The 25,545-nt window shown below is 38.1% G+C and carries 24 protein-coding genes and 1 pseudogene; 10 read left to right on the forward strand and 15 right to left on the reverse strand.

From position 1 onward, the window contains the following. Window positions 1–2: 2 nt before the first annotated feature. From CCAL5182_RS06660 to uvrB, 10 genes are all read right to left on the reverse strand, one after another. Entirely contained in the window at window positions 3–908 is a 906-nt protein-coding gene (locus CCAL5182_RS06660; RefSeq protein ID WP_336610576.1) for a NapH/MauN family ferredoxin-type protein, read from the reverse strand. After that, window positions 905–1,369 carry a c-type cytochrome gene (locus CCAL5182_RS06665; RefSeq protein ID WP_170000214.1) on the reverse strand — a complete coding sequence of 155 codons (465 nt, stop codon included), beginning with the start codon at window positions 1,367–1,369 and terminating at the stop codon, window positions 905–907. Before CCAL5182_RS06665 ends, CCAL5182_RS06660 begins: the two co-directional genes overlap by 4 nt. Before the next feature lies 1 nt (window position 1,370). Further along, on the reverse strand, window positions 1,371–1,943 hold the full coding sequence (locus CCAL5182_RS06670) for a c-type cytochrome (RefSeq protein ID WP_336610577.1): 573 nt from the start codon (window positions 1,941–1,943) through the stop codon (window positions 1,371–1,373). Continuing rightward, window positions 1,943–2,629: a 4Fe-4S dicluster domain-containing protein gene (locus CCAL5182_RS06675; protein ID WP_336610578.1), complete on the reverse strand. Its 687-nt coding sequence runs from the start codon at window positions 2,627–2,629 to the stop codon at window positions 1,943–1,945. The genes CCAL5182_RS06670 and CCAL5182_RS06675 overlap by 1 nt, the downstream gene beginning before the upstream one ends. Further along, on the reverse strand, window positions 2,626–3,855 hold the full coding sequence (gene nosD / locus CCAL5182_RS06680; RefSeq protein ID WP_169935472.1) for a nitrous oxide reductase family maturation protein NosD: 1,230 nt from the start codon (window positions 3,853–3,855) through the stop codon (window positions 2,626–2,628). The genes CCAL5182_RS06675 and nosD overlap by 4 nt, the downstream gene beginning before the upstream one ends. Next, complete coding sequence (locus CCAL5182_RS06685) at window positions 3,852–4,607, reverse strand: cytochrome C (protein ID WP_169971495.1); 756 nt, start codon at window positions 4,605–4,607, stop codon at window positions 3,852–3,854. The genes nosD and CCAL5182_RS06685 overlap by 4 nt, the downstream gene beginning before the upstream one ends. Window positions 4,608–4,698: 91 nt before the next feature. Further along, window positions 4,699–7,287: a Sec-dependent nitrous-oxide reductase gene (nosZ, locus tag CCAL5182_RS06690; RefSeq protein WP_336610579.1), complete on the reverse strand. Its 2,589-nt coding sequence runs from the start codon at window positions 7,285–7,287 to the stop codon at window positions 4,699–4,701. An 18-nt stretch (window positions 7,288–7,305) separates the two neighbouring features. After that, window positions 7,306–8,181, reverse strand: coding sequence for a hypothetical protein (locus tag CCAL5182_RS06695; protein ID WP_169935466.1), 876 nt, complete (start codon window positions 8,179–8,181; stop codon window positions 7,306–7,308). 369 nt (window positions 8,182–8,550) lie between these two features. Then, window positions 8,551–9,006 carry a hypothetical protein gene (locus CCAL5182_RS06700; protein ID WP_169935464.1) on the reverse strand — a complete coding sequence of 152 codons (456 nt, stop codon included), beginning with the start codon at window positions 9,004–9,006 and terminating at the stop codon, window positions 8,551–8,553. Window positions 9,007–9,449: 443 nt separating this feature from the next. Continuing rightward, window positions 9,450–11,432 (reverse strand): excinuclease ABC subunit UvrB, encoded by a 1,983-nt coding sequence (gene uvrB / locus CCAL5182_RS06705; protein WP_336610580.1) that lies wholly within the window; start codon window positions 11,430–11,432, stop codon window positions 9,450–9,452. Between the two features lie 301 nt (window positions 11,433–11,733). Between uvrB and CCAL5182_RS06710 the strand changes: the two genes are divergently transcribed. The 7 genes from CCAL5182_RS06710 to CCAL5182_RS06740 all read left to right on the forward strand — a co-directional run bounded on the left by CCAL5182_RS06710 (window position 11,734) and on the right by CCAL5182_RS06740 (window position 18,283). Further along, window positions 11,734–11,967: a hypothetical protein gene (locus CCAL5182_RS06710; protein ID WP_169937426.1), complete on the forward strand. Its 234-nt coding sequence runs from the start codon at window positions 11,734–11,736 to the stop codon at window positions 11,965–11,967. 12 nt (window positions 11,968–11,979) lie between these two features. Then, window positions 11,980–12,216 carry a hypothetical protein gene (locus CCAL5182_RS06715; RefSeq protein ID WP_169937424.1) on the forward strand — a complete coding sequence of 79 codons (237 nt, stop codon included), beginning with the start codon at window positions 11,980–11,982 and terminating at the stop codon, window positions 12,214–12,216. Then, window positions 12,213–12,635, forward strand: coding sequence for a type II secretion system protein (locus CCAL5182_RS06720; RefSeq protein WP_169971491.1), 423 nt, complete (start codon window positions 12,213–12,215; stop codon window positions 12,633–12,635). The genes CCAL5182_RS06715 and CCAL5182_RS06720 overlap by 4 nt, the downstream gene beginning before the upstream one ends. Further along, window positions 12,635–14,485, forward strand: coding sequence for a primosomal protein N' (locus CCAL5182_RS06725; RefSeq protein WP_169937420.1), 1,851 nt, complete (start codon window positions 12,635–12,637; stop codon window positions 14,483–14,485). The genes CCAL5182_RS06720 and CCAL5182_RS06725 overlap by 1 nt, the downstream gene beginning before the upstream one ends. A 75-nt stretch (window positions 14,486–14,560) precedes the next feature. Next, window positions 14,561–15,625, forward strand: coding sequence for a flavodoxin-dependent (E)-4-hydroxy-3-methylbut-2-enyl-diphosphate synthase (gene ispG, locus CCAL5182_RS06730; protein WP_336610581.1), 1,065 nt, complete (start codon window positions 14,561–14,563; stop codon window positions 15,623–15,625). Continuing rightward, on the forward strand, window positions 15,612–17,024 hold the full coding sequence (locus CCAL5182_RS06735; RefSeq protein WP_336610582.1) for a replicative DNA helicase: 1,413 nt from the start codon (window positions 15,612–15,614) through the stop codon (window positions 17,022–17,024). Before ispG ends, CCAL5182_RS06735 begins: the two co-directional genes overlap by 14 nt. After that, window positions 17,024–18,283 (forward strand): ComEC/Rec2 family competence protein, encoded by a 1,260-nt coding sequence (locus CCAL5182_RS06740; RefSeq protein WP_170000208.1) that lies wholly within the window; start codon window positions 17,024–17,026, stop codon window positions 18,281–18,283. Before CCAL5182_RS06735 ends, CCAL5182_RS06740 begins: the two co-directional genes overlap by 1 nt. On the opposite strand, the gene CCAL5182_RS06745 is transcribed toward CCAL5182_RS06740, so the two are convergent. From CCAL5182_RS06745 to CCAL5182_RS06755, 3 genes are all read right to left on the reverse strand, one after another. After that, window positions 18,236–19,069, reverse strand: a complete 834-nt coding sequence (locus CCAL5182_RS06745; RefSeq protein ID WP_336610583.1) for a YihY family inner membrane protein — start codon at window positions 19,067–19,069, stop codon at window positions 18,236–18,238. The two genes, CCAL5182_RS06740 and CCAL5182_RS06745, sit on opposite strands and share 48 nt — an antisense overlap. Window positions 19,070–19,178: 109 nt before the next feature. Further along, window positions 19,179–20,564, reverse strand: coding sequence for an FAD-linked oxidase C-terminal domain-containing protein (locus CCAL5182_RS06750; RefSeq protein WP_336610584.1), 1,386 nt, complete (start codon window positions 20,562–20,564; stop codon window positions 19,179–19,181). Window positions 20,565–20,566: 2 nt separating this feature from the next. Then, window positions 20,567–21,289 carry a plasminogen-binding N-terminal domain-containing protein gene (locus CCAL5182_RS06755; protein ID WP_170015640.1) on the reverse strand — a complete coding sequence of 241 codons (723 nt, stop codon included), beginning with the start codon at window positions 21,287–21,289 and terminating at the stop codon, window positions 20,567–20,569. 118 nt (window positions 21,290–21,407) lie between these two features. Between CCAL5182_RS06755 and CCAL5182_RS06760 the strand changes: the two genes are divergently transcribed. The 3 genes from CCAL5182_RS06760 to CCAL5182_RS06770 are packed head-to-tail and all read left to right on the forward strand — an operon-like array spanning window position 21,408 to window position 24,535. After that, entirely contained in the window at window positions 21,408–22,577 is a 1,170-nt protein-coding gene (locus CCAL5182_RS06760) for a peptidoglycan DD-metalloendopeptidase family protein (RefSeq protein ID WP_336610585.1), read from the forward strand. Window positions 22,578–22,586: 9 nt separating this feature from the next. Further along, the gene (gene mgtE / locus CCAL5182_RS06765; RefSeq protein ID WP_336610586.1) at window positions 22,587–23,954 is read left to right on the forward strand and encodes a magnesium transporter; all 1,368 of its coding nucleotides are present in this window, start codon (window positions 22,587–22,589) and stop codon (window positions 23,952–23,954) included. Further along, on the forward strand, window positions 23,939–24,535 hold the full coding sequence (locus CCAL5182_RS06770) for an NUDIX hydrolase (RefSeq protein WP_336610587.1): 597 nt from the start codon (window positions 23,939–23,941) through the stop codon (window positions 24,533–24,535). Before mgtE ends, CCAL5182_RS06770 begins: the two co-directional genes overlap by 16 nt. A gap of 215 nt (window positions 24,536–24,750) precedes the next feature. Here the strand turns inward: CCAL5182_RS06770 and CCAL5182_RS06775 are convergent, their stop codons facing one another. Both CCAL5182_RS06775 and CCAL5182_RS06780 read right to left on the reverse strand, forming a co-directional pair. Continuing rightward, window positions 24,751–25,218, reverse strand: coding sequence for a S24 family peptidase (locus tag CCAL5182_RS06775; RefSeq protein ID WP_336610590.1), 468 nt, complete (start codon window positions 25,216–25,218; stop codon window positions 24,751–24,753). A 96-nt stretch (window positions 25,219–25,314) separates the two neighbouring features. Further along, window positions 25,315–25,494: pseudogene (locus CCAL5182_RS06780) on the reverse strand (helix-turn-helix domain-containing protein); the annotation flags it as partial. Window positions 25,495–25,545 lie beyond the last annotated feature (51 nt).

Raw genomic sequence — 25,545 nt, forward strand, 5'->3', positions numbered from 1 at the left:
TTTTAGATTAATCTTTTAAAACCGTTGTCAAATTTAAGCGCATCGTGATGACATACGTCGATACAGCGTCCACAAAGCGTGCAGTCGCCACCAACTAGCCTAAATTCTTTTTTATCTTCATCGCCGCTAAGCTTGGCGTTTTTCTTAGTTATCTCAAGCACGTGTGGCACTAAACAAGTGTCTATACAAACAAGACAGTGATCACAAAGCTCTTTGTTCCAGCTTACCTTGATGGCATTTGTGCGAGTTAGAAGTGAGTAGGTTGCGCCGATAGGGCAAAAATACCTGCACCAAGCCCTTTTTGAAAAGAAAATTTCCACAAAAAGAACAAACACTACAAACCATATCGCATGAAAATACCCATATATGATAAACCTTGAAAATATCCCAACGACGCTAAAAATTTCAAACACAAGTTGAGAGCTTGCAAAACTCATAGTCAAAAACAAAACAGCAAAGACGTATCTCCATCTAGGGTCAAAATTTCGCCTTGATATGATCTTTTTAGCGGCTAAATTTTCATGTATCTTCTCGCCTATCTCGCTTAAAAGCGAATACGGACATATCCAGCTACAAAACGCCCTGCCCCCGACAAGAGCGTAAAAAAACAAAATCGTACATGTACCGATAATTAAATTTATAGCAAATTCATGTGTCGCGGCAAAGACCTCAAAGCTCATAAACGCATCCGTAAGATGAAAGCCAAGCATTCTTGAACCGCTGATACTTCCTTCTAAAATTTGAATATCCGCATAGTATGAAAGGATAAACAAAAGATGGACTAAAACTATGCTAAATATCCGCCATGAACGGATACTTAAGCGTTTTTTACCCTGCTCGTTTTCTATTACTAAAGTATCAAAAAACCCCGTTTTTGCTACCGTGCAACGGGTGGTGTATTTGTTCATTTTTCATTACCGCTTTTAAAATTTGAAATTTCATCAGCTAAGAGCCCCAGATCCGTATCGCTGACATTTGTCAAAAGTCCCTTCATGAGAGAGTTTTGAATTTTGTCTTCTTTATACTCTTTTAGCCTTGATAAAATTTCATCCTTACTTTTACCACTTATATCAGGAGCCATGACGCCTTTACCGTTAGCACCGTGACATGGAGCACATGTTGTAAGGTATCTTTTGCTCGTGCCTGTGGTTGGTTGATTAGCAACCATGTTTTTAAGCTCTTTTATCTTTTTAAGCTCTTCGTCATCTTGTAAATTTATATCCGTTTTTACCTCAACTTTTGGCGCGATCGTCTCTTTTGGTTCAAGCTTAACTTCACTCTGTTTTGAAGCAGGAGTATTAGAACTCATCATAAAAACCATAAGAGCTATTATCAAAACACCGATGATTATTGCTATTTTCTTACCCATGTTATTTTCCTTTTCTAAACTGTTCGTTAAAGTTACTTATCTCATCCGCAAGCGATCTTATCTCTGTATCGCTCATGTTTTTTATAAGGTCTTTCATCAAAACATTTGCTTTTTCTTTGTTTTTGTAAGCGCTTATCATATTAAATATCTCATCGCTACTTTTAGTTAAAAGCGAAGGGCCTATGATGCCGTTTGCATAGTCATCGTGACAAGCGGAGCATTTTAAGATAAATTCCTTGCTAAGCTGACCCTTTATAAGCTTTAAATTTATAACCTCAAGTGGAGAGCGAACCATAGCCAAAGCGCCGACAGATCGACTTACGTTACTGTCATCAAGCCCGAAAGAAACGCGCTTTTGACCATGTATATCGTAGGTAAAAAAGTCTGAATTATCCTTTTGTTTTGTGTTATGGTTACTTGCTTTTTGTATCTCTATCGCAGGAGCTTGGTTTGTGGCTAACTCTGCTTGTGCGGACTGCTTGGTTTGAGTCATTTTACCTTCACTCCCTTTGCCGCTATCACAACCGCAAAGTAGCGTAAACGCCGCCAAACAGCATAAAAATTTATATCTCATTAGCCCTCCTTGTAAATTTCATTATATTTTTTATTTGGTATTATGCCAATAATCTGCGCCGGACAAACCTCCGCACAAACACCGCAACCTACGCATTTTTCTTTTATATCGGGTAAATTTGCACCATCTTTTGTCCGTCTCATCGCTATAGCCTCATCTCCAACAGGACAAAGTCTAACACATAGATCACATTCGTTATCAACTCTTTGTTTTATCGTCTCTTTTAATGCCTCTTCACGTTCGTTATACGTTTTTCTTTCAAGCATTTTTAAGACGCCGTTTTGGTTGATGTTTTCATTTTTATAAGCAAGGCAGGAATTTACGTCACCCAAAACCGCAATCCCCATTAAAACATCGCTAATACGAGTCGTATGATGATCTAACGCGCCGCTTGGACAGGCTAATACACACGGAAAAAGATCACATAGATAACAGCCTCTATCATTTGGCGATATATATGAAGTGCCGTTTGAGTATCCTTGTGTTATATCAAGCAAATTTATGCTGTGATAAGGGCATACTTGAACGCACTGCCCGCATTTTATACACAAAGCTTCGAAATTTTTAACGGCACCGGGCGGTCTTAGATACAGTTCATGAGAATTTGTCTTTGGAAGCAACTTTCCCGCTCCATACCCAACTCCTGCAGCAACTACGGTAAATGCTATAAAATTTCTTCTATTCATACGCTTGTCTTTTCTTTGTTTGGTTTCATTTTTGGACTTTTATCTTCAAGTAATTTTATAGGCTCTGAAAACGGAGCTAATTTAGCCAGGAAATTTAATCCACTTATAATACTTGAGCCGTAAAAAAATCTCAAAGTCGGATAGTATTGCCACAGCCTATCGGCATAAACAAAATTTACATAGGATACATCTCCTATGCCGTTACGATCCAAGTCATACCCCTCATACTCGTCAAAGTAGTTACCCTCCCAGTATATCTGGTCGATCTTAGAGCCCGGGGTGTCGTTTATCGCCGTGTCCATATTGCCGATAAAGTCATTGTTTAAAAAGATACTTCTTTCTTGTGTAGCATGGAGTTGAACGCCGACTATGTTATGTAAAATTTGGTTGTTCTCAAAGCTGTTCAACGCCCCTGGATTTAACGGAGACCTATCAAGATAAAATCCTCTTGCATTATAAAGCAAGATGTTATCTTTTATATCAAAGTCAGAAACATCCTTTAAGGCTATGCCAACCCCAAAAGCACCGCTTGAGCCGATAATGGTGTTATTTTTAACAAGCGATTTGGTGGAAAACATAAAATACATCCCAACGGCACCGTAGCTAAATTTATTCTCTTCTATTAGGTTATTAGACGAATACATCGTATGTATCGCATATCTGTTACCATAACCATGGTTACCTCTTATCGTGTTACTACTAGAAAACCACGCCACGATATCACGGCTATTATAAACATAGTTTTTTTCGATCAAATTCTCATGCGAATACCACGCTCTAATAGCATCGCCTCTTTGCGGTATATCAAACCCATCTTTTGAAGTTATGTTGTTATCTCTTATAATAGAGCCATTGCACTGAGATAATTCAACACCAAAAAGCACATCTTTTATGCGATTTTTTTCTACAAGTAAGTTATTGCCGTTTAGGCAACTTATCCCAGCATCAAGCGTCATCTGACTGATGCCGCTGCCTTCGATATTTAAATTTATAAGCTTAACGTTTTTGCTAGTAACTTTTATAACGCTTGAAGTTTTATCTCCCTTTATAACGGCATTTTGTCCTTTGCCGATGATGGTTATCGCCTTATCAACGACAACATTACCGCTATAAATTCCGTCATTTAGCCAAAGAGTATCACCGTCTTTGGCTAAATTTATAGCCTCTTGTAGCGGATTTGAAAGACCAAAGGTGGCGATCATAAAAGCTAAAAGCAAAAATTTCATTTTTTAAGTTCTTTTTTCTTTGAAAATACAGCCAAGATACAAAGAACACTCATTGCTATCATAATCCAAAAACCGATACTAGGGTATGAATGTGTTGTAAATTGCGCTACTTTACCATCACCAAGAACTGTCGGCATAAATGGTTTTATCTTAAACGCTCCCCACTCTTGCATGTTGTGTCCATACCAGTAAAGCCAGCCCGCAAACGCTCCCATAAAAAGCACGGGCGCTATAGTTGGAAGCACCATAAGCAGTGAGTTGAATTTACCGTCATAATACAAAAACGCAAGCATACATATCGTAGAGATAAGTAGATAGTATGGAGATATGGCACGTTCTACATTACCGCCGTGCTCCATAGGATACATGCCGATGTAGTGATTTATAGTGTTCATCTCATGAACCTCTCCGCTATATCCATCAACATGAAAATAAACAGGAATTCCGTTAGGAAAGACCTCTTTTGGATAGTTAGGAGCTTCAAGAGAAACATACCATACAGGAAAAGACGGCGTTCCTATCTCAGCCCTACTTTCCAACATCTTTTCAAGACTTGAAGCCACGTCTTCTTTTAGTAGGTGATTTTTATGCTGAAACGAAGTATAAATGTCGTAAATTTTATAAGAGTATCCAGGTAGGCTTTCACCTGCAGCTATCTTTGCATTTGCCCCAAAAAATCCAAGAACCGGCACGGTAAAACAAACAGTCATTAAAACTAGCGCGATGATCGTATAAATTTGATACTTTTTCATCTTTTCTCCTTGTGTTTAAATTTCTAACAATTCATTTTAAATTTTTAGAAATTTAAACAGTTCGGGAGAGCTTTTCTCTCCCGAATTTGCACTACATGCCGGCGTTTTCATCGATCCATTTTAGATACTCTATGATATCTTTTGTCTCTTGATCGCTCATGTTTTGGTTTGGCATTCTAAGGTTAAAGTAATCAATCATTGACTTGATATACTCATCATTATAGAATTTAGCAGGGTCTTTAATAAAGTCAAACACCCATTTCTCGCCGTTTTCATGTCTTAGTAAAACACCGGTTAAGTCTGGACCGGAGCTTACTTGACCTATGACGTGACAACCGTTACAACCACCTTTTAAGTAAGCCTCTTCTCCTTTTGCGGCAGCCGCACTCATAGGAGTTGCTATCTCTTTTGCCAGATTGTTTTTAGCTCTTAAACCAACATCGGCGGTTTTTACCATGTATTGCCATACTTGATACTCCCAAAGGATCGCGCCGTTTACATCGCCTTTTTTGTAAGCTTCATCAGCCTTAGCCTTAGTTTCAGGGATCCTACCGTATTGATCTAGGGCATCAACAACAAGCTCTTTTACTTTAGGATACTTCTCGTATCCTTTTTCTTTTAAATACGCCACAACGCCTTGTATAACATCATCAGTTGCTTTGTTTGTAGCTATGACCTTTTCGTATTCAGCTTTTAAAGCCTCGGGGCTTAAGGTTTTTAGCTTGCTAACCTTGGCTGATTCGTATTTTTTATTTGGATCCTTAACATACAAATAACCCATCATCTCAAGGTGAAGCGCAGAGCAAAATTCAGTACAGTAGTAAGGAAAAACACCCTCTTCATCAGCAACAAAATTTACAGTTGCGGTTTTGCCAGGTTCAAGCGATGCGTGAACGTTGTAAAGATCTACAGTAAAACCATGTGTTTCATCCTGCGCACGCTCTAGGTTTGTAAGGTGGATAGTTACGTTATCACCTTTATTTACCTCGATATGCTCAGGGTTGATATGGCTTCTTACCATTGTCGCATAAACAGTCACGTTGTTGCCGTTACGTTCGATTCTCTCTTGACCGGCTAAAGTAGCAGCTGGGTGAGCCTTGCCTGTTCGAGAGTTTGTTCCCATATTGTAAGTCGCGGCAGGATTTAGCTTGTTAGCTGCGATCGATACCACGTCATGTGGCTCGCCAAGCGGTATAGGAAGATCGTATAAAAGCTCCATTTTAGCACCTGTTATATCTATAAGCTGGTGGTTTTGCGGATGTAAAGGACCGACCGGGTTAAATCTATCAAGAGAAAGTTTGTCTAAAGCGATAGCATATTTGCCTTTTGGCTTAGCAGACTTACCTTCCATAGTATCAAGGTGTCCGATGTTATAGTGGACATTTATCCTGTCAAGAACCTTTAAATTTTTATAATCCCATTTTACGATCTGACTATCAACATACAATGATGTATATAAAATTCCATCCTTCTCATCAAATGAGGTGTGTAAAGGTCCAAGACCAAGCTCGACTTGTCCGTGAAGCGTTTTTTTCATGTCAAGCACAGGTATACCATATGGATCGGTGCCTATAAATTCTTTCTTATCGATTAACGCCTTGATCTTTCTAAAGTCAAAAACACTAGCATGAGTGTCTAGCTTACCACCGATGATGATGTATCTGCCATCAGGGCTCACGTCGATACCGTGCGGACTTTTTGGCTCAGGGATCAAAAACAACGCTCCGGCTTTTACTGCAGCTTCTATAGTAACGACTCTATGACCGTTGATCTCCATGTAGTTTTTCTTATCCTGTGCAAGTTTTTCTAAAATTTGCCAGTTATAAACGTGCATGTAATCAGTGTCGTTCCTACTTGCTCCCGCCTCAAATGGAGGAAGTCCCTTTTCTATACCACCTGTATACATCTCTGAATTTATAGAGTTTGTAAAAGCCCATCCAAAGCTCTCGCCTTTGCCTGCATCGCTTAAGTCTTGCCAGTAAGGAGGAAGTTCAAGAGTAAATGAAGCTTTCTCGTCTATCTTACCCTTTTGATAGTCAAATTTCCAAAGAGTTACAGCACCGCGATACACCGCCTCATACTCCTCTATCGGGTGATAGTTGTTATCAAACGGGGCTGCATACTGAGCGGCTTCGATGACATACTCGGTATTTGGAGTAACAAAGCTTCCGCCGTGTTCGCTTTTTATAACCGGGTTTACAACGATCTGACTTGTTTCAAAGTCATGTAAATTTATAACACCGATTCTAGGATTGGCCTTATCGTTGATAAAGAGATAGTCTCCAACATACTCACCATTTTTCTCCGTAAGCGCCGGGTGGTGAGTATCACCCCATGTTATCTCTTTGCCTCTGATGGCACCGCTTTTTAAGATCGCTTTTGACTCCTCGTCATAGCCGTATCCTTGCCAAGGTTCGGGCGTAAAAACTCCGATATACTTATAAATTCTCATGGAAGGGACGCCGTAAACCAAAACTTGACCACTTTGTCCGCCTGATGAAAAAACGATGTAATCATCTCTCTTGCCGCTTGGTTGATATGTCTTAGCAGCAGCTAATACGTCTTTCTCGCTTAAGCCACGCTCTTTCATGATCGTTGCAAGATCACTTGAAAAAGCACCGCTTGTAGCAAGAACGACGCCAGCCACGCCGACAATAGCAGAGCGTAAAAAACCGTTCATCTAAAATCTCCTTTCTTGTTAAGATTTATTGTTAAATTTAACCTTACCGTTTAGCATCACCACGACGATACTCTTGTTATGACCAAAAATTTTAACCACCGTGTCGGGATTTGCACCATAAATTTTAATATCCTTAAATTTCAAATCACTCTTATAAATTTCTCCATTTTTTAGCCCCATATAAATTTCATCATCTATCAAAGCTAAACTTTTTACACCAAAGTCTGAAATTTTTATGTAGCTCCCATCTTTTAATGTCAAAATTTCTCCGTTTGCAAGACCAAAAACCACATCACCCAAAAGCTCTTGCGAGCTTAAAACAACACTTTTTGTCCTAAATAGCTCTTTAGCTTGTAAATTTGTCAAATTTATCTCATAAACCGACCTATCCCAGCCGGTCACTATCGCCCTATCATCCAAGATAATACAGCTTGAAACTCTATAAATTTTATCAAGCTTAATCGTGTGTAATTTATCTGTTGCTACATCATAAGAGATGAATGTGTTCTTGCCGACAAAAGCATAAAGTTTGTTATTTTTAAATTTTAGATAAAAGATAGAAGTATCTAGTCCAAAAGATGATGCATCAAACACACTCTTGTCATGTGTGCCGTTTTGATTAAATTTTAAAATTTCACCATCGTTAGTTCCGACATATAAGCTATCTTTATCAAACGAAGCTGAAGTTAGCCTTTTGCCCTTTATGATACCGACTTCATCTTGCGTGTTTAAATTTATGATCTTAAGTAAATTTTGATTATCAAAAACAGCTAAGAGATCGCCGTTTTGGCTGTAAGCGCAACCACCTATATCACCGCTTGTAATTTCCAAGTGCTGACTTGAATTTGCAAATAACAAACTCGAGAATATGATCATGTAAAATATTTTTTTCATGTTTTTCATCCTCTCTTGGTGTTATCATAGCACTAGATACGGCAAAGAGCGTTGATTTGTGTCAAGATTTTGAATAATTAGTTAATAAAAAATATATTTGTGTAGCATGGTAACATTTTAAATTTCTAAGTGATAATTACATAACTATTTTACGAATTTTTGCTCAATTTTAAAGCTTTTATCAATAAGCAAAAAATTTCAAAATTGTTTCTAAAATACCCATAACCAAGCAAAAACAAAGGCAGCAAGGTATGTTTTGAAGTTAAGTTTCTAAATTTATTTTACTTTGAATTTATAAGTTTAATAGTCAGAGTAGTCTCTACACAACTCTGACTATTAAAAATTAAATTTATTTTATTTTTGTTTACTTTATTGCCTTAGATCAAAGTCGATAAAAAGACCGATCTTTTTGCCGTTGCTATAAATCTCAAACCTATATCTCATCACGGTAAGCAAACAAGAGCTTAAGACAACATTTGAAACGTAACCATTTTCGCGCGGCTCAAGTTTGGCTTTTATAACACCCATATCCATATTTACGCCGCTTATCTCAAGGCTTGGATTTTTAATATCACTAAGGCCTTCTATCTTAACGGTAACAGGCTGCATGGTGTAGATAGGTTTTGGAGAGAGCGCAAAGCTTACTTTTTTGCCTTTATACTCAACCTCACACGAGTGTTCTTTGTTTAGATCGCAAGGCAGAGGAGTTAGTTCGGTATCCAAAACAACCTCATTATTTTGCAAATTTTTTGGCTTAAAAAACAAATACGCCGAAGCACCAAAAACAGCTATCAGTAATGTAAGTATAATCATAAACTTTTTCATCTCACTCCTTTTTATTTTTGATCATTATAGCACAAAGAATTATTATGCTCTTTTTTGAGAAATTTAAACCTAAAATAGCTTTTTGTAATATTTAAGTAAGAACAATTTGACGTCAATGTCAAAATTTATGATATAAAATCAACAAAACAAAAGAAGGTCTAAAGAAAGCATTTATCATGACTACAAGCCTTTTAGACTCTGCGTATAAGTGTATTAAAAAACTTGGCGAAGAAAATATTATTTTAACAAACAAAAGCACTTTTGCTAAATGTATTTATAATTACATATGTAAAGTTATCAAAAACAAAATGATAGATTAAAAGTTTTAGGACGGTATGTAAAATGATAAAAATAGCCTTATATCAAATTACAAATTTTTCATAAAACAAGTTATTGCAAAAATTTAATATCTTAAATTTATATCTACATTTTAGCCATAAATTTCAAAGCTCTCTAAGCTTTGCTATCTCGTCACGCAAGGCTGCAGCTTTTTCAAACTCAAGCGCATTTGCCGCTTCAAACATCTGCTTTTTAAGCTCTTTTACGATTTTAGCTCGTTCGGCAGCCGGCATTTTTTCCATATTTTTAGCCTTTTGATAAAGCACACCCTCATCTTCGACATGCAAGCTCTCTTCGATATTTCTCGTTGCAGAACGCGGAGTGATGTTGTTAGCCTTGTTATACTCATCTTGCATTTTACGCCTTGAGGTCGTGATGTCTATCGCCTCTTGCATGGAATTTGTTACCTTTTTGCAAAACATCACAACTTTGCCGTTTACATTTCTAGCGGCTCGCCCCATGGTTTGTATCAAACTGGTTCGTGAGCGTAAAAACCCCTCTTTATCCGCGTCCATTATGGCTATAAGTGAAACCTCTGGAAGATCAAGTCCCTCACGAAGCAAATTTATACCGACTAGCACATCATAACTGCCACTTCTTAAACCGCGTATCAGCTCATTTCGCTCTATGGCGTCGATGTCTGAGTGCATATACTTTACTCTAACGCCAAGTTCGGTATAGTAGCGAGTTAGCTCCTCAGCCATCTTTTTAGTTAAAACAGTTATCAACACACGCTCGCCGCGCCCAACCACTTCTTTTATCGTATCATATAGGCTCTCTACTTGATTATCACTATCTCGTAGCTCTATAAGCGGGTCTAAAAGCCCGGTAGGACGCAAAACCTGCTCATATACATGACCTTGCGAGAGTTCAAGCTCAAGTTCGTTTGGTGTGGCTGATACAAATAAAAAATTCGCATTTTTATTTATAAACTCATCAAATTTAAGCGGTCTGTTATCAAGCGCGCTAGGCAAACGAAACCCATACTCCACAAGAGTTTCCTTGCGACTTCTATCTCCTGCATACATACCGCGAAACTGCGGTAAACTAACATGACTTTCATCGACTATCACTAAGAAATTTCCATCATTTAGTAATTTAAAATAATCAAACATTGTATATGGAGTTTCACCCTCGCCTTGTCCCGTAAGATGACGTGCGTAGTTTTCTATACCCTTACACATCCCCGTGCTGCCAAGCATTTCAAGGTCAAATTCCACCCTTTGCTTTAAGCGCTGATGCTCGACAAGCTTACCCTCTTTCTTAAAAAATTTAAGTCGCTCATCAAGCTCTGTTTCAATATCTTTGATAGCTGACTTTAAACGCTCTTCACGCACGATAAACTGACTTGTTGCATAAAGCGTAAATTTATTTATATCTTTAGTTCGTTTGTTTTCAAGTATGTCAAAATGATACATGCTTTCTATCTCATCGCCAAAAAATTCCACTCTAAGTGCCTCATCACCCCAGTACGCCGGGTAAATATCGACCACATCGCCGTTTACTCTAAAGTCACCACGATCAAAATAAGCATCATTTCGTTTATATCCCATATCAACAAGACGGCGCAAAAGCGAGCGCTGGCTTAAATTTTCACCGACATTTAGATATTGCACCATGCCTTGATACTCGCCCGGATCGCCCAAACCGTAATTAGCCGAGACAGACGCTATAACTATAACGTCATCAAAACTTAACAAGCTAGCGGTCGCGCAAAGACGCATACGCTCAAGCTCCTCATTTACAGAGCTATCCTTTTCTATAAAAAGGTCTTGACGCGGGATGTAGGCTTCTGGCTGATAGTAGTCGTAGTAACTTATAAAATACTCCACGTGGTTATTTGGGAAAAAGCCTTTAAATTCGCTATAAAGCTGTGCTGCAAGAGATTTATTGTGTGTCATTATTAAAGTCGGCATTTTTAAATTTTTTATCACATTTGCCATAACAAAGGTCTTACCGGAGCCTGTTATACCCAAAAGCGTGTTGTAACGGTTACCACCACGTATGCTACTAACGATACCGTCGATAGTGTCTTGCTGATGCTGTGTTGGGCTAAATTTACTTGAAATTTCAAACTCATTTTTCATCTTAAATTCCACTTACATTAAATTCAAATTCATAAATTTTACATTTTAGCCAAAACAATCTTATTTCAAGGCAAGTTTTTATATAAATTTTATATTTTACAAGAGAAACTCTCACGCTCCTAAAATTTGAGCTAAGCAAATACGAAGCCAAAATTTAGCGAGATACTCGTGTTGAGCAAGTAAAGACATCAAACATCACGCTGTCACTCTGCGCAAACTACTTAAAATACTCTCATTGTTAGCTATATTTTAGCCTTTGCGTGCTAAAATACAAACTTAAATTTTAAAAAAGAGGTGAATCATGTTTGAAGAAAACAAAGTACTAACCACATTAACAAGCAAAGTAAATGACCTACTTGAAAAATATGACGAGGTAACAAAAACAAACGAAGATTTACATAATCAAATCGTAACTTTAAAAGCGCAAAACGAAGCTAAAACAAACCAGATCGCACGCCTTGAAGAGGAGCTAAACAAGAAGAATAGTGAAACTGATGACGTGCTTAAAAAGATAGAAGCGGTTTTAGGAAAATAACTCGGATAACTAATGAAGCAAATCACGCTTACAATACTTTCGCGCGACTACACTATCACTCTTGATGATGATTTTGCCAAAATTTTTGAGCGTGATTGGCAAAAATTTCTAGGCGGTCAAAAATTTCTTGACCCCAAAGACGTTTTAAACGCATTTATAGAAAAATGCTACGCTGACTACGCCAAGGAAAACGACCTAAAGCGTATCATCGAAAAAATAGACAACGCCATCTTAAAGGAAGATAAATGAAAAGAGCTGCTTTTACGATGATAGAGTTGATATTTATCATAGTTGTCGTCGGTATTTTAGCTGGAGTGGCTTTGCCAAAGATATTTTTCACGCGAGATGATGCGATGATAACAAAGGCAAGAACCCAGATCGTAGCCATACAAAGTGCCATATCAGCAAAATTTAACGAATCTTTAATGAGCGGAGGAGGTGCGGTTTATCCAAATTCCCTAGAAGGCTCTAACGCTTCATTGCTTTTTGACGGCGTTCTTGTCCAAGGCATTAAACCGGCAGCTAACGAGTCATCAAGCGGCTGGAGAAACGTGGGCGATACATACACGATACGAATTTCCACAAGAAGCACAAGTTTTACCTATAATGCAACTGACGGCTCATTTACTTGTGATGACGAAGGTCTTTGTGAAGAACTAACTCAGTAATGCACTTTTACAAAGTTTCTTTTAGTGGCTTAAATTTATCCGCTCTAACATATCATTCAGATAAAAAGATAGAAAATTTTACAGCCGTAAAAGTAAATCTAAACAGAAAAGAAAATACCGGATATGTGGTTTCACAGTGTGATGAACCGGACTTTAAAACACTTGAAATTTTAGAAATTTTACCCTACTCTTTAACTAAGATGCAAGCCGAACTTGTTAAATTTATAAGCTACTACTATACTTGTAACTTTGGTGTAGCCATCGGTCTTTGTGAGGAAAACACTACCAAAGATACGCAAAATTTTACGCAAAATTTTAATAAAACTCCAACGCTAAACGAGAAGCAAAACAGCGCGTTAAATTTTATCAAGTCACACAAAACAAGCCTGCTTTTTGGTGATACAGGAAGCGGTAAAAGCGAGGTTTATATCGCGGCTATTAAAGAAATTTTAGATAACGGTGAACAAGCATTATTTTTAATGCCTGAAATTTCACTAACCCCTCAAATGCAAAAGCGGCTTGAGGGATTTTTCGGTGAAGCAGTAGCCATCTGGCACTCTAAAATTTCAGCAAAGAAAAAAGGTGAAATTTTAGAAAACATCGCAAACGGCAAGGTTTTACTTGTTGCAGGCGCTCGCTCGGCTCTGTTTTTACCGATGTCAAATTTAAAGCTTATCGTTGTTGATGAAGAACATGACGATAGCTACAAAAACACAGGCTCTCGACCTCACTATAACGCTCGCGATCTAGTGTTGTTTTTATCAAGTAAATTTGACGTCAGAGTCATCCTAGGAAGTGCTACACCAAGCCTAACAAGCTTTCACAAACAGCCTGTTTTTCGTATGCGAGGGACATTTTTTAATTCACAAAAATTCTTCATATACGATGAGAGTGAAACAGGACTTACTCAAATTTTAAAAGACGAGATCGCAAAATGTCTGGCAAACAAAAAACAAGCTGTCATCTGCCTGCCAACACGCGCAAATTTCAAATATCTCGAGTGCAAAGAGTGTGGAGAAAGCATAAAATGTCCATTTTGCAGCATAGGTATGAGCTTTTACAAAAAACAAAATGTGCTTAAATGTCAATACTGCGAATACAAAATGCCAGTCACACAAAGATGCGAAAAGTGCGGTAGCCAGATGATAGAGGCTAAAAAGATCGGCACGAGCGAGCTTTTGGAACAACTACAAAACGAATTTGCAAATGCTAGAATTTCAAAATTTGACCGCGATGAGATCACGACACAAAACAAACTCGTAAAAGCATTAAAAGAATTTAACGACGGCAAGATCGATATCCTTGTGGGAACACAAATGTTAAGCAAGGGACACGACTATCATAACGTTGATCTAGCCGTGATAATGGGTATTGACGAGCTGCTAAATTATCCTGATTTTAGAGCAAGAGAAAAGACTCTGGCTTTAAGTATGCAAGTAGCAGGACGTGCCGGCAGGAACGGTATAGGACGGGTTATCGTCCAAAGTCGACAGCGTGAATTTTTTGAAAACTACATTAGTGATTATGATAAATTTTTAGCCGATGAGCTTAGTTTTAGAGAGAGTCTTTATCCGCCTTTTACTAGACTTTTAAGAATAATCATCTCACATAAAAACGAAGCAAGTACCAAAAAGATCATGGATGAGATGATACTTAGGATAAATTCACTTCAAAACGATCAAGAATTTCAAGTGATAGGATATGGGAAATGCGCGATCGAAAGGCTAGGAGATAAATTTCGCTATGAAATTTTAATAAGAAGCTCCTCCCATCTACCGCTTATAAATATCGCAAATATCTGCAACCAAGAGCATGCCGATATCGATATAGACCCTGTAAATTTTAGTTAAATTTCAAAAAATACGCGAAATCAAATTTTAATCCTACTTTTTATATAATAATCTTTTACTTTTAAAGGCTAAAAATTGCAAAGATATCCGACTAAACAGATAAAAATCAAAAACGTAGCTATCGGTGGAGATGCACCTATCTCGGTGCAGTCGATGACATTTTCAAAAACAAAAGATATAAAAGGCACACTAGAGCAGATAAATCGCCTATACTTTGCGGGATGCGATATCGTGCGCTGTGCTGTGCTTGATAAAGAAGACGCTTACGCGCTTAAAGAGATAGTTAAGCAAAGTCCGCTTCCGATAGTTGCCGACATTCATTTTAACTACCGCTTTGCGCTAATTGTTAGCGAATTTGTAGACGCCGTGCGGATAAATCCTGGCAATATCGGCTCAAAAGAGCGTATAAAAGCGGTAGTTGAGGCGTGTAAACAGCGAAATTTACCTATTCGCATAGGCGTAAATTCGGGTTCGCTTGAAGAGCAGTTTGAAGATAAATACGGTCGCACTGTTGAAGCGATGGTAGCTTCAGCTATGTATAATATAAATTTACTTGAGGATTTTGACTTTACTGACATTAAAATTTCACTTAAATCAAGCGATGTAGAACGAACTATGGCGGCTTACCGCGCGCTTCGTCCAAAAGTTATTTATCCATTTCACTTGGGCGTGACGGAAGCGGGAACAACATTTCACGCTACGATAAAATCAGCTATCGCTCTTGGCGGACTGCTGCTAGAAGGTATCGGCGATACGATGAGAGTTAGTATCACGGGCGAGCTAGAAGAAGAGATAAAAGTCGCAAAGGCAATACTAAAAGATAGTGGTCGCCAGCGTGAGGGACTAAATATCATCTCGTGTCCGACCTGCGGGCGCTTACAAAGCGACCTGATGGCCGCCATAAAGATTGTCGAAGAAAAGACCAAACATATAAAAGAGCCGTTAAATGTAAGCGTAATGGGCTGTGTGGTAAATGCTATCGGCGAGGCAAAGGGTGCAGATGTCGCCATAGCATTTGGCAAGGAAAGCGGACTAGTCATGCGCCGTGGCGAGGTTGTAGCAAGACTAAAAGAGAGTGAACTAGTGGATCGGTTTTTACTAGAACTTGACGAGGAGATAAAGAGCCGTGGCGAAAAATAAATTTGAAGCGGTTGATTTTCACAACCTATACGACCTTGACATGGAAAGAGCGATACTAAGCTCGATACTCCTAAATAACGATGTTTTAAGTGAAATTTCAGACATTATAAAACCAAGTGACTTTTATCTAAAGGGACATGCTGAAATTTATACAGCGATGATGGAGTGCTTAAATTCCGACCTACCTATCGCTACTTCATTTTTAAAAAACAAGCTCGGAAGCAATTTTGATGAAAATTTAATGGTAGAAATTCTTGCTACAAACTCTATTATCGACATAACAAAATACGCAACCGAACTCAAAGAAAAATCAATCAAACGCAGTCTTATCAAGATCGCCCAACAAATACCAAGCAAAGTAAGCGAAGACAAGCCAAGCCGCGATATGGTTGATGAAATGAGCCAAGAGATTTACGCACTCATCGAAGGTGGTGTTTCTGGCGGCATAAAACAAAGCCAAGAGATCATCGAAAACATGCTTGAACATCTAAAAAAACAAGTAGAAATTGAAGATAGAGATATAGTCGGTATCGACACCGGTTTTAGAGAGTTAAATGAAATGACAAAAGGCTTTAAAAACGGCGATCTTATCATCATCGCTGCGCGCCCCGGTATGGGAAAAACAACGCTTTGTTTAAATTTCATAAGCCATGTTTTAAAAAGCGGCAACGGAGTTGTTTTCTTCTCTCTTGAGATGCCTGCAGAACAGATAATGATGAGAATGCTCTCAGATAAAACATCCATACCGCTTCAAAATTTAATGACAGCAAAAATGGACGACGAAGAGTATCAAAAGCTAAGCGACGCGTGTAATGACTTCATGCAAAGCAAGCTTTTTGTCCACGATAGCGGATATGTAAATATCCACCAAGTGCGAACACAACTACGAAAACTAAAGTCCATGCATCCTGAAATTTCACTTTGTGTGATTGACTATATCGGTCTTATGATGAGCACGAACAACTTTGCCGATCGCCATGTGCAAATCGCCGAAATTTCCCGCGGATTAAAGCTTTTAGCGCGCGAACTCGATATGCCTATCATCGCACTTAGTCAGCTTAACCGAAGTCTGGAAACCCGCGCAAACAAACGCCCTATGCTAAGCGACCTAAGAGAGTCTGGCGCGATAGAGCAAGATGCGGATACTATTTTATTTGTTTACCGCGAAGAAGTTTACCTCGAACAAGAAGAGCGCGAGAAAGAAAAACGCATGAAAGCCGAGGGTAAAGAGTATAAAAGTGAGGTCGTCTTTAACAAACTTCAGGAAAATGCCGAGATCATTATCGGCAAAAACAGAAACGGCCCTGTTGGCACTGTTGAAGTTTTATTTCACAAACAGCACTCTCGCTTTGCAGATAAGCCTTACGGAGCAGCTCATATGGCGGAATTTCAAGGATAGTGAAACTTTTTAACAAGCGCGTTTATTATCTATATTTCGCGCTTTTTTGCTTTATTGTCTTTTGCATAAACCTAACCTCATCTTATATTCAATACAAAAATTTCATGGACATTGGCGAGCAAGAGATCATCGCAAAGGTAGAGCTTGTCTACACAAAAACAAACGAGTCTAATAAAACATATAAAATTTTACGCCTAAAAACAAACGGCTTTAGTTTTTATACCGTGCCTCGTAAAAATATAAATTTTAAACCCTTTGATGAGCTAAAACTTACTGTCATAAACCTTGATGTTAAATTTATTGATTATTTGCGAGGAGTATTTTATATGCCATCAAACGGCATCACTCCTCTTGAGCAGAGTAAGACACCGAATTTAAGACAAAAGGCACTAAATTTTATCTCTTTGCAACATGAAAACGATAAAATTTCATCTTTATTTATGGCTCTTTTTCTAGGTGCTGCAGTCTCAAAAGAGCTTAGAGATGACATCTCACATTGGGGCATGGCTCACCTTGTAGCCATAAGCGGATATCACTTAGGCGTGATAATGGGAGTTGTATTTTTACTTTTGGCACCTGTTTATAGGTATTTTGGAGCGAGGTTTTTCCCGTATAGAAGCTATAAATTTGACATTAGTGTTATCGGTTTTGCTCTGCTTTGTTTTTATTTTTATATGATAGGTTTTGTGCCAAGCTTTTTACGAGCTTTTACGATGAGCATTTTTGGCTTTATGCTACTTTGTAGAAATATCAAAATTTTAAGCTTTAACACGCTTTTTATCGTTGTTTGTTTTTGTGTGGCGTTATTTCCTAGCTTGCTTTTTAACATAGGTTTTTATTTTTCTTGTGCAGGTGTGTTTTATATATTTTTATATCTGCACTACTTCAAGGATAAATTTAGCATACTCACGCACTCTTTGCTTTTAAATTTTTATGTATTTTTGGCGATGGAAGTAAGTGTGCTTTACTTTTTTCCGCTCATTAGCTTTCAGCAAATAGCCGTTATACCGCTTAGTTATATTTTTATCTTGTTTTATCCTCTCAGTTTCATACTACATTTGTTTGAGTATGGCGGAATTTGTGATGAGCGGTTGGCTTGGTTTTTAAGCTTTAAGTTAAGCTTTACAAATGCCACTATACCGCTCTTAGCATTTCTAGGCTACAACCTACTCTCTCTTTTAGCTATAAAATTTAAAGCCGTTATGCTAACCTTACCCCTGCTTGGAGCTCTTTGCTTCATTATCTTTTGCATTTTCTAAAAAACTGCAAAGCTTAAGCCCGTAAAGAAAGATGATCCATGAGATGTATATCCATACAAAAAATAACAGCGCCACAGAAAATGAGCCATAAATACTAAGGTAAGTTTTGTTATTTGCAGCATAAAAGACAAAGATATTTTTGCCAAGATACCAGATAAGTGAGGCTACAAATGAGCTTAAAAGTGCATTTTTAAAAGCTATAGGACGACTAACAGAGATGAGATAAACTATGCAAAATATCGCCCAAATTATAAGATATGGAAAAATGCTTAAAAAATTTATCCAATTTGTGTATTCGTTAGAGTTTAATAAATTTTGCAATAAATTTGAGAGATAAAAGCTAAGTCCAAGCCCGATAGGAGCCAAAGTTATAAGCGTCCAATACACGCTAAGAGAGCTAAAAAAACCACGTCCTTCACTTTTCATTATCTTGTTTATTACGTATTCATAATCTATAAAAAACATTATCGAAGTAAATATAATAGCCACAAGTCCAAGTACCCCAAGTGCAGAGCTGTTTTGTAAAAATGTCTCGATATACCCTGTGATCGCCTCTTGATTTGATGGCAATAAAGATGAGAATATAAACTCTTTTATCTTACCGTAATAAACGCTAAAGCTGGGCATCTGCGTGAAGATAGAAAATGAAATAAGAAGTACCGGGATGATAGAGAGTATAGTGTGAAAGCTAAGGCTTGATGCGTAGTGAAACAACTCTTTATCTTTTGCTTTTAATGCTAAATTTAACCAAAGTTTGAAATTTTGCTTAATGTTTGCTTGTCTCATTTACGCCTGCTTTCTTTGAAATTTTCACAAAAATAATATGTAAAATAGTTGAAATTTCTAAACAAAATGAGCAAAATCTAACAAAAAGGGCGCATATAACGCCCAAATTTTATAATCCCATCTTGCCTGGGTTTAAGATATTATTTGGATCAAAAGCTCTTTTTATCTCTCTAAAAAGCGCCATTTCGGCATCACTAAATGCCAAAGGCATAAATTCCGCCTTGCTAATACCTATACCGTGTTCGCCAGAAAGTGTTCCGCCAAGCTCAACCGTTATCTTAAAAATTTCCTCTATCGCCTGATGTCCGTTTTTAACTTGAGAGGGGTCATTTTTATCAGCTACCATTACATTTGTATGGACATTTCCATCGCCAGTATGCCCAAAACACGGCACTTTTACACCGTATTTTACAGATACCTCGGCTATCCTTTTAAGAAGCTCCGGAAGTCTTGAGCGTGGCACCGTGATGTCTTCATTTAACTTTAATGTGCCATAGATATTTATAGCTTGAGAGCAGTTTCTGCGCGCAAACCAGATGTCATTTCGCTCGCTCGCGTCTTTTGCTATCTTAAATTCACCAGCTCCGTTTTCCTTAAATACACGCTCTATCGTCGCCAAGTCTTGCTCTAAACCAGCCTCAATATCACCATCTACGTCAGTTATCAGCAATGCCCCTGCTTCTTTTGGTAAACCTTTGGAGAATTTCTCCTCTACCGCATTTATACAAAGAGCATCTAAAAACTCCATAGCTACCGGCGTTACTCCTGCCGCCATACTTTTATATACGGCATTCATGGCAGTTTGGACACTTGGGAAAATTCCCATTGCCGTCTTGGTAAATTTAGGCTTTGCTATAAGTTTTAACGTGATCTCCGTGATAACAGCTAAAGTGCCCTCTGAGGCTATTACAATTCCTGCTATGTTATAACCTGCAACATCTTTTATAGTGCGTTTTCCAGCACGTATAACCTCGCCATTTGGTAGCACGGCACGAAGTGCCATTACATAGTCTTTGGTTATGCCGTATTTTGCCGCTCGCATACCGCCTGCATTTTCACTGACATTTCCGCCTATAGTAGAATAGTCTTGACTGGCAGGATCTGGTGGATAAAACAGTCCTTGCTCCTCAACCACGCGCTGCAAGTCCATGTTTATGCAGCCTGGTTGCACGACTGCAACCATATTTTGCATATCTATCTCTAAAATTTTATTCATATGCTTTTCAAAGGCTAAGACCAAGCCGCCTTCATGAGCCAAAGCCCCACCCGTAAACCCGCTTCCCGCACCTCTTGGCACGATTGCAAGCTTGTTTTCGTTGCAGTATTTTAAAATTTTACTTACATCACTTTCATCACCAGGAAAGAGCACGCCGTCTGGCAAATGACGCTTTCTAGTTGCGTCATAGCTATATGCCATTAGGTGAGCTTGATCAAAATAAGCATTATCTTCACCTAGCAAATTTTGAAAGAATTTTATATGTTTTTTGTCTAGCATAACTATCTCTCTTTATCAAACAGCAAGTCATAGTGCTGGTCGTAATTATTAATATGCGCGCTATCTAGCTTCCAAAACACCGTATCTATCCCACTAACTCTAGTATAAAATGGCAGTTGATAGTATTCAACTTCACCTGTTTCAAATTCTTTTAAAATTTCAAAACTTTGGCAGTCGGCAAAGACGCTTCTTCCGTCCATAGCAACAAAGATAAGTCCTGCCGCACTTTGTGAACACATCTTTCTAAAGTCATCGCGATTTGGATTTGGCTTATATTCATAACTTAAATAAGCACCGACAAGATCGGGATGTATAAATATCATATTAGGAAAAGCAGAAACTATCTCATCATAAATTTCTTTGTTTGGAACAACGATAACGGAACGATTATAAAGGTAGTTTAACACCACCGTATCACCTACCTTAGGTGCAACTCCAGGTAAAGGAAGGGCTGATTGCTCAAGCATATCAAACACTTCAAATCTAACCTTAGCAAAGCCGCCGCTTTTAGATACAACGCTAACACGAGCTATGATCGTGCTTTGTGTATTAAATTTATGAAGCACTACGCCGCTTGAACCAAGAACTATCTCCGGACTATCTACGATCGTAGCCGTATCATCTGCATCTATGCTTAAAATCGGGGTTTTGTATTCATTAAAATGAAAACTGGCCGCAAAAACAGAATTTAAAAAAAACAGTAAAATAAAAACAAAACGCTTCAAGCAACATCTCCTGTGTATTCTAAAATTTTAATGATTATAGCTTAAGTTACTTTATTTTTTGCAAAATTTAAAGAAATTTTTAGTAAAATCAAATCTATTTTTTACGCTAAGGATGTTGATGCTACGGGCTTTTACAACTTTTTTATTATTATTTATAAATTTATACGCCATAAATCCGACCGTAGAAGAGCTAAGCTGGCCAAATGGTATATCATTTTTAAATTTCTTAGAAAACAACAAAATGCCGCTTTCGCTTTTTTATGAACTTTCAAGCGAAGATAAAGAGCTTGCTGCAGAGATAATTGCAGGAACAAAATACCAAATTTTAAAAGACAAAGACCAAAATACTATCCAGGTTTTAGTTCCTGTTAGTGACGAGTTGCAGCTACATATCTTTAGAGATAAAAAAGATAATTTTAGCCTTGAGTTCATACCTATATCATACCAGTCTTACGATAAAGTAGTAAACATCAGCATACAAAAGTCACTCTCTGAAGATCTGTTTGACTACACAGGCTCTGCATCTCTTGGAATAGCGATAAGGCAAATTTTTAAAGGCGAGGATATAGACTTTAAAAAACTTCAAAAAGGCGACCGCATAGTGGTTGTTTATAACCAAAAGATCCGCATGGGAAAGCCGTTTAATACGCCTGAAATTTATGTCGCCATGATAGAAACAAGAAATAAACGCTACACGATGTATAAATTTGAAGATAAATTTTACGATAAAAACGGCAAAAAAAACGATAAATTTCTGCTTGTCCGCCCGTTATTAAATGCTCGCATAACATCACCTTTTACAACAAAACGCTTCCATCCTATCTTGCAAAGATACCGCGCTCACTTAGGTGTTGATTATGGTGCTCCAAGAGGAACTCCGATACGATCTGCAGGAGATGGAACAGTAAAATTTGTAGGAACTAAAAGTGGATACGGCAAAGTTGTTATCATAAAACATGCCGGTGGCTACGAAACACTTTACGCGCACGTAAACGGCTTTGCCAAAGGACTTAAAACAGGTCAGAGCGTAAAACAAGGCGCACTAATAGCATATGTTGGCTCAAGCGGGCTTAGCACGGGACCGCATTTACACTTTGGTCTTTACCAATCAAACAAACCTATCAATCCAGAAAGCGCGCTTAAGACGGTTAAAAGCGTAACAAACGCAAAAGAGATGGCTAAATTTAAAGGCGTAGTAAGTTCAAATGACGCGCTAATAAAAAAAGCTATAGCGCAAGGTGAAACGGATAAGAAATTTGAATTTTTTCCAAATATTATAGAATTTTAAAGAGGCGAAATGGGCGCAGAACTTGAAGAAGCTAAAGAGATAATAGATCAACATCTAAACGAAGAAAACGAAAAGGTTGATCTTACGCCGTATGATCTGGCTCAACACCTTAAAACCTTAAAAAAACATGACGAAGATCTTTATAATGAATACCTTGAAAAGCTAGATCCTGAAAGTCTTGGTGACGTAGCTATCGAACTTCCTGATCACATGCTAAAAGACGTGATCGAAACCATCCCTTCAGAGAAGATCGTCGAAGCACTTGAAGAGCTTGAAAGTGACGACGCTACAGATCTTTTGCAATACATCGAAGATATCGATGAGGAAAAAGCAAAAGAGCTTTTTGACGGACTTGACAAAGAGGATCAAGACGAAATTTTACGTCTTAGAAGCTACGACGAAAACGAAGCCGGCGCATATATGCAGACCGAGCTTTTTAGTGCAAATTTAAACGAACAACTAAGCACGGCGGTTGAGCGACTAAGAGAGCAAAAAGAGCTTGGCGAACTAGAAAACGTCTCGCAACTGTTTATAACCGATGAAAGGCACATCTTAAAATTTGCCATACCGCTTGAGGATTTGATACTTTTTGACTTTAACTCTAGCCTAAAAGATATCATAGAAAAAAGTGAAGAGGATAAATACAAACCGCACGTTGCTATGGACAACGACCCTATAGAAGAGGTAGTAGAGGTTGTTCAGGATTATGATATGAACTCTATAGCCGTTGTGGACACGAGAGGAGTTTTGCTTGGTCGTATCACAACAGATGACATTCACGACTTTATTCAAGAGCGAGCAACGGAACAAATTTATAACCTCGCAAACGTAGGTGATGCCGATGAAGAGGAAAATTCTCTCTTAAATGCAACCAGATCAAGAGGAATTTGGCTTTTTGTAAATTTATTTACCGCTATCATCTCATCAAGCATCATAGGTCTTTTTGACGACGCTATCGCAAGCTATGTCGCGCTTGCCGTTTTGATGCCCATAGTTGCTTCAATGGGCGGCAATACCGGCACTCAAGCACTTACTGTTACCGTTAGACGCCTAGCTCTTGGCGAGATAGAATTTAAAAACGCCAAACCAGCCCTTATCCGAGAGCTTGGTATCGCTTTTATTAACGGACTTATCTTTGCGGTGTTAATCGGGCTTGTGGCGGCATTTTGGTTTAACAGACCGATGCTTGGCGTTGTTATAGGAACAGCCATGCTTACAAATTTCTTCTTTGCCGGATTTTTTGGCACGGTGATACCGCTGGCTTTAAAGAAATTTAACATCGATCCTGCTGTTGGCTCAAGCGTTTTACTTACTACAGTAACTGATGTAGTTGGATTTTTTAGCTTTTTAGGACTTGCAAAATGGATACTACTATAACTGATATTAAAATTTTAGAATGCACAGACTCAAAATTTGTCCGTCCTTACAGGATCAGCTTCACGCAAGACGGTATGCGCCGCAACTGGGACTGCGTGCATGTGCACGATAGTGTTTCGATATTGCTTTATCATGAGAACAAGGATGCTTTCTTACTAGTTAAGCAGTTTCGCCCTCCTATCTGGTATAACCTAAGCAAGAGTGGAGAAAATTATGAAGAAATGGGCTACACATACGAACTTTGCGCCGGGCTTATGGATAAGGGCTTAAGCGAAGAGCAAACCATCGAAGAAGAGGCTATCGAAGAGGTTGGCTTTAAGTTATATAGTGTCGAGAAAATAGCCGTCACACACGGAGCTCTTGGCTTTGGAGGCAACAAGCAAACAATGTTTTACGCAGCTATTAACGACGATATGAAGATAGGTAGTGGCGGCGGGATAGACGGTGAACGCATAGAGCTTGTCTATCTTAAACTAGAGCAAGTGCGCGAATTTATGACAAATGAACAAAAGATTAAATCCCCAGGTTTACTTTTCGCATTTATGTGGTGGGGAAACAAATTTAAAAGAGATATAGTATAAATTTACGCGATATCAAAGAAATTATAAAATAAACTGTAAAGTTTTGTAAGAAATCAAAGTTAGAAAAATTTAGCGATGAAAGCCTAAATATAGGGCTTGAGAGCTATTTTATTCAAAATCAAAGTGGCGAAATTTTATTTTACATTACTTTACAAAAACTTTACACTTTTTTTACACTATCTTTTACAGCCTTTTAAAAGCCGTTTAAATGGACTTTATATCACACACCTTAGCACTTTGCCGACTATATATACCTCGGTTTGGTCATCAGGTCCGATCTCATAGCTTTTATAGTCTTTGTTTGTGCTGATGATAGAAAGCGTGCCGTCAGGGGCTTTTTGCAACAGCTTAACCATGAAATTACCGCAGTAATTTACGATATATAGTCCGTCTCCGCTAAATTTAGACGTAACGTCGGCTATAACCCAGCTATCGGGAAACAGCATCGGAGCCATAGAGTAGCCGTCTACGCGCATACAGCGCACGTGATCTATGTTTTTAGGGCGGACTTTAAATAACATTTTTGAAAACGGCACAAACACGTCGGTATCGTATATCTCAATACCATCTATATCCACGCTTTCGCCAGCTCCTACGCTTGAGCTAAGTTGCCTAATGTAAATTTGATCGCTTGTGATTTGCTCTATCTGTAACTTTTTAAGGTTGGAGGGATTGGTCGACATATTGACAGACAAATTTTTGGATTGGTCGACAGATTGGTCGACAAAATTTTTATTTTTGGTCGACAGATTGGTCGACAAAATTTCAGTATAAAAATTATTGGGATTTAAATTAAAAGCAGAAGCAATTTTTTTTAAATTTTCTATTGTTATATTTTTGGTTTTTCCCATTTCATAGCCTTTAATACTATCAATAGACACACTAGACATTTTAGCTAAATCGCTTTGTGTCCAACCCTTTTGTGCTCTTAATTCTTTTAGTCTTTGCGACAATTCCATAACATTACACCTTTTACACTTTTTTTGTCTTGACAAGAGTAAAATATTACG

This window comes from Campylobacter sp. 7477a (assembly GCF_014892335.1).
Taxonomy (GTDB): Bacteria; Campylobacterota; Campylobacteria; order Campylobacterales; family Campylobacteraceae; genus Campylobacter_A; species Campylobacter_A californiensis.